The following is an 8,583-nucleotide window of genomic DNA, read 5'->3' on the forward strand; positions in this document are numbered from 1 at the left end:
AACCGGACCGGCAGCGGCGGCGCGACAGCTTCCGCGGGGTCGGTGGGGGCGGCTGGAGCCGGCGTCACGATCGTGGCTTCGCTCATCGGAATCTCCCGGTCGATCGGTGGTACTACGGTGTACCGCAGACTTCTCCGGTACGGTACCGGGTGGTACCACGACGGCGCAAGGGTGAAGGAGCGGTCATGACGACTCCGGTGCTCGCCCCGGCGGCCGACCGCCTTCTCGACGGCCTGGCCTCGTCCATCGGCGAACGTGGCTACCGGGACAGCACGGTCGCCGACATCGTGCGCCACGCCCGGACCTCCAAGCGCACCTTCTACGAACAGTTCGCCAGCAAGGAGGACTGTCTGATCGAACTGCTGCGCCGCAACAACGACGACCTGATCGCCGGCATCCAGGCGACCGTCGACGGGGAAGCCGACTGGCGGGTGCAGATCCGCCAGGCGGTCGGCGCATACGTCGACCACATCGGGGCGCGGCCCGCCGTGACCTTGAGCTGGATCCGCGAGGCTCCCGCACTGGGCGCGGTGGCCCGCCCGCTGCATCGCCAGGCCATGGACCTCCTGACCGACATGCTCGTCACCCTCACCGACAGCCCGGGTTTCCGACGCGCACACCTGACGCCGATCTCCCGGCCGATGGCCCTGATCCTTCTCGGTGGGCTGCGCGAACTGACGGCGCTGTTCGTCGAAGACGGCGGTGACATCGCCGGCATCGTCGAACCCGCCGTCGCCGCCGGGACGGCGATGCTCGGCCCTCGGTAGAGGTCAGCCCAGCACCAGCCGCGCCGACTTCTCCAGCTTCCGGGCGATCTCCGCATACGACGCGTAGCCCATGCCCGCGCGCACCAGCGCACCGGAGTAGAGCATCTCCAGCGAGTCGATGACGTCGGGATCGGTGTCCGGCCCCAGCGCGGTGGCGAGTCGATCCCGGATGTCGCGTCCGATGCGGAGTCTGAGCACCTCGACATCCGGGTCCCGGCCCAGCAGCGCGGTGGTGACAGCGCCGGCGAACTCGGGTTCGTCGGCGACCAGGAGCGAGATGTGCCCGAGGACCTGGACCACCTTGGCCGCCCGGTCGCCGGTGTCCTGGGGAGTGCACGGCGAACCGGCCAGACGGCGCCAGAAGACTTCGGCGACCAGATGCTCCTTGGACGAGAAATATGTGTAGGCCGTGGCGGCTCCCACGCCGGCCTCTGCGGCCACCCGCCGCACGGTCAGACCGGCGAATCCCTCACGACTGAGCAGCTCAACGGCGGCTCGGCCCAACCGGTCCACGGTGTCGGCCTGTCTGGCCGTCAACCGGCGCCGAGTCGACTCCAGAGCCGGATCGGACACATGTCCGGACGCTACTACAACTGGCAGGGGCCAGCAACGGTAAGTTGGGCAGGATGAACCACACGACGGCGGGCCGTCAATCCGATACCGTGGCGGGCCGTCAATCCGAGAGCGGCACCGCACTGCCACCGGCCGCCGCCGCCCTGTTCGGCCTCGCCGAAGGCGTCATCGGCTTCATGCCGGCGGATGAGGGCCGCGCGCTGTACGACACTGCCGTCGGCTATCTGGGCGACGGCATCGGTGTGGAGATCGGCACCTACTGCGGCAAGTCGACGGTGATGCTGGGCGCTGCCGCCAAGCAGACCGGCGGGCTGGTCTACACCGTTGATCACCATCACGGGTCCGAGGAACACCAGGCAGGGTGGGAGTACCACGACACGACGATGGTCGACCCCGTCACCGGCCTGTTCGACACGCTGCCGACGATGCGGCACACCCTCGACGCCGCCGGGCTCGACGACCACGTCGTCGCCATCGTCGGACGGTCCCCCGTGGTGGCCCGGGGCTGGCGAACTCCGTTGCGGCTGTTGTTCATCGACGGCGGTCACACCGAGGAGGCGGCCAACCGCGACTTCGACGGCTGGGCCCGGTGGGTCGACGTCGGTGGCGCGTTGATCATCCACGACGTCTTTCCCGATCCGGCCGACGGCGGTCGCGCGCCGTACCTCATCTACCGTCGGGCGCTGGATACCGGCGAGTTCCGTGAGATTCGCGCCACCGGTTCCATGCGTGTGCTCGAGCGGGTGGCAGGACACGCGGGAGCGCTCGGCGGCGCCTAGCGCTCGCTGGTTGCGCACTCGCAATCATATTCGCCCTCAAGGCCTCTCGGCAGATCCGCACCGCGGAAGATGCCGCAGCCGGGCGTGGTGGACGACAACGCGTCGGCGGCGAGGATCACCGCGGCACCCGTCCAGGTGGTGCGCTCCACCGGCCAGCGCTTGCCGTCGGAGTAGACCAGACCCGTCCAGTAGGAGCCGTCATCCTCCCGCAGGTGATGCATGGCCGAGAACTGTTGGTGCGCCCGCTCCCGGTCGCCGAGAGCCTCCAGAGCCAGCACCAGCTCACAGGTTTCGGCCCCGGTGACCCACGGGCGGTCGTCGACACAGCGGATTCCCAGACCCTCGACGACGAAGTCGTCCCAGCGGTCGTCGATGCGCGCCTGGGCCTGCGACCCGCGCAACGCCCCGCCGAGCACCGGGTAGTACCACTCCATCGACCACCGGTCCTTGGTGACGAACACCTCGGGGTGGTGAGCGATCGCGTGACCGAGACGCCCGACCGCCACCTCCCATTCCGGCTGCGGTACGCCGATGTAGTCGGCCAGCGCCAGCGCGCATCGGATGCTGTGGTGAATGCTCGCGCAACCGGTCAGAAGTGCTTCGTCGGCGATACCGGCAGGGCTTCGCGCCCAGGCGATCTCGCCCGTGCTGCCCTGGAGTTCGAGAACGAAGTCGATGGCTTTGGCGACCACGGGCCACATCGCCTCGGCGAACCGCCGGTCATCGGTCACCAGGACGTGGTGCCAGACGCCGGTGGCGATGTAGGCGCAGAAGTTGCTGTCGCTGTTGGGATCCTCGACCACGCCGTCGCGTAGCTGAATCGGCCAGGTTCCGTCGGGTCGCTGCGTCCGGCGCGACCACTCGAAGGCTGCCCGGGCCGGGCCGAGCAGTCCTGCGGCGGTCAGCGCCATCGCGTTCTCGATGTGATCCCACGGGTCGGTGTGGCCACCGTCGGACCACGGGATCGCCCCGCTCTGTTCCTGCGTCGCGGCGATCGACTCCGCCGTCTGCAGACACTGGTCAGCGGTGAACACACCAGGCACGCTGGGGATCTCAGCCATCGGCGACATCGGCCTTGCGGAAATAGAGTGCCACACTCTTGCCGATCAGCGGGTTCAGCGCCGACTCGGCGGTGCGTGTCAGCCACGGCCGACTCATCATGTCCCAGACCAGCAACTTGTGGTAGGCAGCAACCGCCGGATTGTCTGACTTCTCTGTTCCGACAGCACATTTGAGCCACCAGAACGGCGAGTGCAGGGCGTGCGCGTGTTCGGTGTGGGTCAACTCCAGGCCGTGGGCGACGACCTTGTCGCGCAACTCGTCGGCGCGGTAGATGCGGATATGCCCGCCCTCGTTGGCGTGGTAGGAGTCCGAAAGCGCCCAGCAGATCCGCTCGGGAAGCCAACGTGGCACCGTGATCGCCAGGGCACCACCGGGTTTGAGGACTCGCACCAACTCGGCGATCGCTCGGTCGTCGGCGGGAACATGTTCGAGGATCTCCGAGGCGATGACGCAGTCGAAAGTGCCGTCGCCGTAGGGCAACTCCAGAGCATCACCCTTGACGGCCTCACCTCTGGCCGATGCGGGCGCCTCCCCCTGCTCCTTCATCGCCTGCAGGATCTCGTCGACGTCGTTGAGATCCGATGCGCTCTGGTCGAATCCGACCACGTCGGCACCTCGTCGGAAGGCTTCGAAAGTGTGCCGTCCCGCGCCACAACCGACGTCGATGACCTTGGTTCCGGCGCCGACTCCAAGTCGGTCGAAGTCCACAGTCAGCATCGTGCAACCCTTTCGCAGGCCCGCTCGTACACGGCCACGGTCTGCGCGGCGACGGATTCCCAACTGAAGACGTCGAGAGCGCGGCGTCGTCCGTTGTCACCGAGTCTGCGCAGCTCGATCGGTGAATCGAGCAGTTCGCCAAGCACATTCGTCAGTTCGTTCACGTCGGCAGGCTTGACCAGCCGCGCGCATTCACCGTCGGCGCCGACCACCTCGGGCAGCGCGCCCGCCCGGCTGGCGACGATGGGGGTGCCGCTGGCCATCGCCTCCACGGCCGGCAGCGAGAAGCCCTCGTACAGCGACGGAATGCAGGCGACTTCGGCAGAGGCCAGCAGACTCGCCAGCTCCGAATCGCTCAACCCGCTGGAGCTGTGCACGATGTCGGAGATGCCGAGTTCGGCGATGAGCTTCTCGGTCGGGCCGTTGGGTTCCAGTTTGGCGACGAGCTGCAACTCGAGATCACGTTCGATGCGCAGCCGCGCCACCGCGTGCAGCAGGTGGCTGACACCCTTGAGCGGGACGTCGGCGCTGGCGATGGCGATGATCCGGTTGCGCACCCGGTGCGGTGACGGTTGGAACAGTTCGGTGTCCACCCCGAGCGGTACGACGTGGAGTTGGTCGGCGCTGACGGCAAAATCCTCGGCAATGTCGGCGGCCGATGTCGAGGACACGGTGACCAACTCGGGGATCAGCCGGGCGACCGTCTTCTGCATCTCCGCGAAGCCATACCACCGGCGCACCAGCGGCTTGCGCCACCACTTGGCCGCGGCCACGTCCAGGACCCGGTCGCGGGTGATGGGGTGGTGGACCGTGGCGACCACCGGCAGACCCGATCGAGCGATGGACAGCAGACCGGTGCCCAGGCACTGGTTGTCGTGCACCACATCGAAGTCGTCGCGGCGCTCGGCCAGTAGCCGCGCGGCACGCAGGCTGAAGGTCTTGGGTTCCGGGAAGGCAGCGGTCCAGGTGGCGAAAAGCTCCTGCAGGTCGATGCGGGTCTTGATCTCGTTGGGCATCGGGATGCGGAACGGGTCCGGCTCCCGGTAGAGATCGAGGCTGGGCACTTTGGTCAGGCGCACCCGCGGATCGAGGCCCTCGGGGTAGGGCTGCCCGGAGAAGACCTCGACGTCGTGGCCGAGTTCGACAAGGCCTCGGCTCAGGTGCCGGACGTAGACGCCCTGGCCCCCGCAGTGGGTCTTGCTCCGGTAGGACAGTAAGGCGATGCGCATGGTCAGCTCACATGCCCTGGACGGCGCGCAGGCGCGGTGATCCAGGAACAATAGCCGCCCTGAGCTGGTCGAATCGTGTGCAGCAAGTAACCCGGACCCTTCTGGACATGTGTCCAGACTATAGTTTGACGTGCTAGCTGACGCAACGCGACCGCTAGCTCTGACTACCACAGACGCCGTCGGGCGTCCTGCCCAGCCCTTCCCGCCCACCCTGGCTTATTGCGGTGGAAACCCGCCCGTCGCCACCGGTCCCCACCGTTGCGGAGTGACTCTGATCAGGCATTTCCGTTGGTCGATCATCGCCTGCCGGTACTCCTCCCAGTTCGGATGCTCGCCGGCCACCGACCGGAAGTACTCGACGAGACCCTCCACGGCGTCCGGCAGATCGATCACCTCGGCGTGGCCGTCGATCTGCACATAAGGGCCGTCGAATTCGTCGGACAGAACCACGACGCTCGCGCGCGGCCGACGCCGGATGTTGGCCGACTTCGCGCGCTGCGGGTACGTCGCGACGACGATGCGCCCCTCGCCGTCGACCCCGCCCGTCACCGGCGAACTCTGCAGTGATTCGCCGGCCCGGAAGGTCGTCAGCACCATGTGGTGCCGCGGCCGGACGAAGTCGAGCAGTTCGGGCAGGGTGACCACGTCGGCCGTGGCGAGCTTTCGGGCCATGTCTCCAATGTATCGACGTGTCGGACCTCGTCCGTAGGCTGTCGAACATGAGTTCGAACGATGACATACTGACCGCCCTCAACGCCGCGGACGCGGCCTGGCAGGCGCTTGCAGCCCTGCCGGTTCACACCCTGTCCCCGAGAGATCAGCGCGCGGTGCTGATCCGACTCGACGCGATGGAGAAGACGGTGGCCGCCCTACAGCGTCGTCTCCTCGGCGCACTCGTCGCCGGTCCGGCCCCGATCGAGTTCGCCGGCGCGCCGTGGGCCGACGTCTTGGCCCGCCGATTACGCATCTCCGTCGGCGAAGCGCACCGACGCATCAGCGAAGCAGAAGGAGCGGTCGAACCGAAGTCGGCCTGACCGAACGCTCACCCACCGCATCCCTGTCTTTACAATCTGGCCCAACACTGTCAAGGGAGTGCCATGGCCGGAATCGGGAGTGCGGGAGCCGCCGAATGGCGGCGATATGGCTCGGTGCCGTTTGCAGCCGGCCTCGGGTATTCGATGGGCGTCATCCACGTCTACTGCCTGGGCGTGTTCATGGAACCGCTGCAGAACGAGTTCGGTTGGAGCCGCGCCGAAGCCTCGGTAGGACTGACGATCGTCGGCATGGCCGCCGCCGCCGCGGCGGTGCCCATCGGGTTGACCGTCGACCGATTGGGTCCGAGACGGGTGGGCCTGGTCGGCGTGACGCTCATGGCCGCGGCCTTCGCGCTGTTGGCCACCGCGACGGGTTCGATGGCCAACTAGATCATGCTGTGGGCGCTGTTGGCCTTCGCCTCCTTCTGGGTGCAGACCACCGTGTGGACCTCGGCGGTCGCCAGCCGATTCGAGACATCGCGCGGGCTCGCCTTCGCGGTGACGCTGTCCGGGGGGTCACTGGCAGCCGCGGTGTTCCCGCCACTGGCCACCGTGTTCATCGGCGAATGGGGTTGGCGCGGGGCATTTCTCGGCCTCGGGGTGCTGTGGGGTCTGCTCGTCCTCGTCGCCGTCGGGTTCTTCTTCCGCGGCGCACAGGACGACAGAACAGCTGCGCCCGTCCGCAGCCAGACGATCCAGGTGCCCGCGGCGGCCGACCTGCCCGGGCTCACGCTCCGTGACGGTCTGAGGTCGGCGACGTTCTACAAACTTCTGGCCGCTGCCGGCCTGTTCGCCTTCACCACGCTGGGTGTGGTGGTGCATCTGGTGCCGATTCTGCGCGACGCGGGCGCCGAGCCGCTCGCCGCAGCGGGTGCCGCCTCACTGGTCGGCGTCTTCTCGATCATCGGCCGTCTCGGCATCGGGGTGCTGCTGGACCGGTTCTCGGGTCGCTTCGTCGGTGCGTGCGCGTACCTGGTGCCGATCGTGGGCAGCGCCCTGCTGCTGTTCGACGGCGGCAACCCGGTGAGCCAGACCGCCGCGGCCGCACTGTTCGGCCTGACCCTGGGAGCCGAGGTCGATGTCATCGCCTACCTCGCCTCGCGATACTTCGGCCTCAAGAACTTCGGCGGCCTGTTCGGCGGGTTGGTCGCGGCGCTGTCGCTCGGCACCGCGTTCGGTCCGCTGGCCGCCGGCGCCACCTCCGATCACTTCGGCGGCTACTCGAATTTCCTGATCCTCACCATGATCCTGATGGGCGCCAGCAGTCTGCTCCTCGCGAGCCTGAAGGCGCCGCCCGACTGGACCGTGGACACGCAGCCTGCGGTTGCCACCGGGACGGAATCCGCGCCGTAGCAGGGTTCTAGGCTGGATCGACCATGTACATCCCGCCGAAGTTCGCACTGTCGGACGCCGACACCCGCGAGGCACTCACCCGGGCGGGGTTCGCCCATCTCGTCACCCACACCGCCGACGGGCTGCTGGTCACTCCGCTGCCGCTTCTCTACGACCCCGATCGCCACTCGCTGATCGGGCACGTCGCCCGCGCCAATCGGCACTGGCAGGCGACCGGCGGCGACTCGGTCGCGATCTTCCCCGGTCCGCACGCCTACATCTCACCAGGCTTCTACGCCACCAAACAGGAGACCGGCAGGGTGGTGCCGACGTGGAACTACGACGTCCTCATCGTTCACGGCCACCTCGTCGCGCACGACGATCCCAACTGGCTTCGCGCTCTGGTCACGCAGCTGACCGATCACCACGAGCAGAACCGGCCCGAGCCCTGGCAGGTCACCGACGCCCCGGAGACCTACATCGACGGCCAGCTGAAGGCCATCGTCGGCATCGAGCTGACGATCACGTCGGTGCAGGGCAAAGCGAAGATGTCCCAGAACCAACCCGAACGCAACCGCGACGGCGTGGTGGCCGGTCTGCGCGATTCCGATTCACCTACCGATCATGCTGTGGCAGAACGTGTCTCGGACTCGGGCACCACGAACGCGAACGGCCTCGGGTAGCCCAGCCCGCTGAGCCTGGCCCACCGGACCGCGTCGATCCCGACGCTGCGCACCTCCCCCGAGGACGGTTCGTAGCAGTGCAACTGTTCGTCGGAGGCGTCCACGATCAGCACCCAGTGCCTTGGGATGCAGCTGCCGATCAACATCGGCACCGGACGCCGCGACCCGACCGCGGCGAGGACGTCGGCCAACTGGTCGCGCCGGCCCCACCACAGCCGCCACCGGTAGCGCACCCCGACACCTCCCGACTGGACATTCAGCGCGCGAGCCATGCCCAGGGGTGTGGTTCCCAGCGCGCGGGGCCACACCCGGTTCACCATCGAGTGCACCCGGAGCTGCTCCGCGGAGAACCAGGCGCGGCCGGCGTCGCCACCCGAGAGCCCCGACCGGTATCCGGGGTCCAGCAG

The 8,583-nt window shown here is 68.0% G+C and carries 11 protein-coding genes and 1 pseudogene; 6 read left to right on the forward strand and 6 right to left on the reverse strand.

All coding sequences use genetic code 11. The features are described from left to right. Together WA965_RS05640 and WA965_RS05645 are read left to right on the forward strand one after the other, a co-directional pair. Positions 1-189: hypothetical protein (locus tag WA965_RS05640; protein ID WP_526447207.1), on the forward strand; the 189-nt coding region annotated here is incomplete at its 5' end. Further along, positions 186-767 carry a TetR/AcrR family transcriptional regulator gene (locus tag WA965_RS05645; RefSeq protein ID WP_526299801.1) on the forward strand — a complete coding sequence of 194 codons (582 nt, stop codon included), beginning with the start codon at positions 186-188 and terminating at the stop codon, positions 765-767. The genes WA965_RS05640 and WA965_RS05645, both read left to right, overlap by 4 nt. Positions 768-770: 3 nt before the next feature. Here the strand turns inward: WA965_RS05645 and WA965_RS05650 are convergent, their stop codons facing one another. Beyond that, positions 771-1,340: a TetR/AcrR family transcriptional regulator gene (locus WA965_RS05650; protein ID WP_526299803.1), complete on the reverse strand. Its 570-nt coding sequence runs from the start codon at positions 1,338-1,340 to the stop codon at positions 771-773. A gap of 53 nt (positions 1,341-1,393) precedes the next feature. Here WA965_RS05650 and WA965_RS05655 point away from each other — a divergent pair, with 53 nt between their 5' ends. Then, entirely contained in the window at positions 1,394-2,119 is a 726-nt protein-coding gene (locus WA965_RS05655) for a class I SAM-dependent methyltransferase (RefSeq protein WP_526447209.1), read from the forward strand. On the opposite strand, the gene mmpH is transcribed toward WA965_RS05655, so the two are convergent. The 4 genes from mmpH to WA965_RS05675 form a co-directional block, all read right to left on the reverse strand. Then, positions 2,116-3,180: an MMP endo-(1,4)-3-O-methyl-alpha-D-mannosidase gene (mmpH, locus tag WA965_RS05660; RefSeq protein ID WP_526299807.1), complete on the reverse strand. Its 1,065-nt coding sequence runs from the start codon at positions 3,178-3,180 to the stop codon at positions 2,116-2,118. The genes WA965_RS05655 and mmpH overlap by 4 nt on opposite strands. Further along, positions 3,173-3,898: a class I SAM-dependent methyltransferase gene (locus WA965_RS05665; RefSeq protein ID WP_526299809.1), complete on the reverse strand. Its 726-nt coding sequence runs from the start codon at positions 3,896-3,898 to the stop codon at positions 3,173-3,175. Before WA965_RS05665 ends, mmpH begins: the two co-directional genes overlap by 8 nt. Then, positions 3,892-5,127: an MMP alpha-(1->4)-mannosyltransferase gene (gene manT / locus WA965_RS05670; RefSeq protein WP_526299811.1), complete on the reverse strand. Its 1,236-nt coding sequence runs from the start codon at positions 5,125-5,127 to the stop codon at positions 3,892-3,894. Before manT ends, WA965_RS05665 begins: the two co-directional genes overlap by 7 nt. 216 nt (positions 5,128-5,343) lie before the next feature. Then, a complete protein-coding gene (locus tag WA965_RS05675; RefSeq protein WP_526299813.1) occupies positions 5,344-5,799 on the reverse strand; it encodes a PPOX class F420-dependent oxidoreductase in 456 nt (151 codons plus the stop codon). A 47-nt stretch (positions 5,800-5,846) separates the two neighbouring features. Between WA965_RS05675 and WA965_RS05680 the strand changes: the two genes are divergently transcribed. The 3 genes and pseudogenes from WA965_RS05680 (at position 5,847) to WA965_RS05690 (ending at position 8,176) form a co-directional block, all read left to right on the forward strand. Continuing rightward, positions 5,847-6,161, forward strand: a complete 315-nt coding sequence (locus WA965_RS05680) for a hypothetical protein (RefSeq protein WP_526299815.1) — start codon at positions 5,847-5,849, stop codon at positions 6,159-6,161. Between the two features lie 144 nt (positions 6,162-6,305). Beyond that, a pseudogene (locus WA965_RS05685) lies at positions 6,306-7,514 on the forward strand (MFS transporter). Between the two features lie 23 nt (positions 7,515-7,537). After that, entirely contained in the window at positions 7,538-8,176 is a 639-nt protein-coding gene (locus WA965_RS05690) for an FMN-binding negative transcriptional regulator (RefSeq protein ID WP_526299817.1), read from the forward strand. Here WA965_RS05690 and WA965_RS05695 read toward each other — a convergent pair. After that, positions 8,116-8,583 (reverse strand): hypothetical protein (locus WA965_RS05695; RefSeq protein WP_526447211.1); only part of this gene is annotated, 468 nt, incomplete at its 5' end. The two genes, WA965_RS05690 and WA965_RS05695, sit on opposite strands and share 61 nt — an antisense overlap.

Source organism: Mycobacterium sp., from assembly GCF_049683935.1.
Classification (GTDB): Bacteria; Actinomycetota; Actinomycetes; order Mycobacteriales; family Mycobacteriaceae; genus Mycobacterium.

Excerpts from the sequence above, each read along its gene's own strand:
- mmpH (WP_526299807.1), bottom strand. The coding sequence starts at position 3,180 with ATGGCTGAGATCCCCAGCGTGCCTGGTGTGTTCACCGCTGACCAGTGT.
- WA965_RS05645 (WP_526299801.1), top strand. The coding sequence starts at position 186 with ATGACGACTCCGGTGCTCGCCCCGGCGGCCGACCGCCTTCTCGACGGC.
- WA965_RS05690 (WP_526299817.1), top strand. The coding sequence starts at position 7,538 with ATGTACATCCCGCCGAAGTTCGCACTGTCGGACGCCGACACCCGCGAG.
- WA965_RS05665 (WP_526299809.1), bottom strand. The coding sequence starts at position 3,898 with ATGCTGACTGTGGACTTCGACCGACTTGGAGTCGGCGCCGGAACCAAG.
- WA965_RS05675 (WP_526299813.1), bottom strand. The coding sequence starts at position 5,799 with ATGGCCCGAAAGCTCGCCACGGCCGACGTGGTCACCCTGCCCGAACTG.
- WA965_RS05655 (WP_526447209.1), top strand. The coding sequence starts at position 1,394 with ATGAACCACACGACGGCGGGCCGTCAATCCGATACCGTGGCGGGCCGT.
- WA965_RS05680 (WP_526299815.1), top strand. The coding sequence starts at position 5,847 with ATGAGTTCGAACGATGACATACTGACCGCCCTCAACGCCGCGGACGCG.
- manT (WP_526299811.1), bottom strand. The coding sequence starts at position 5,127 with ATGCGCATCGCCTTACTGTCCTACCGGAGCAAGACCCACTGCGGGGGC.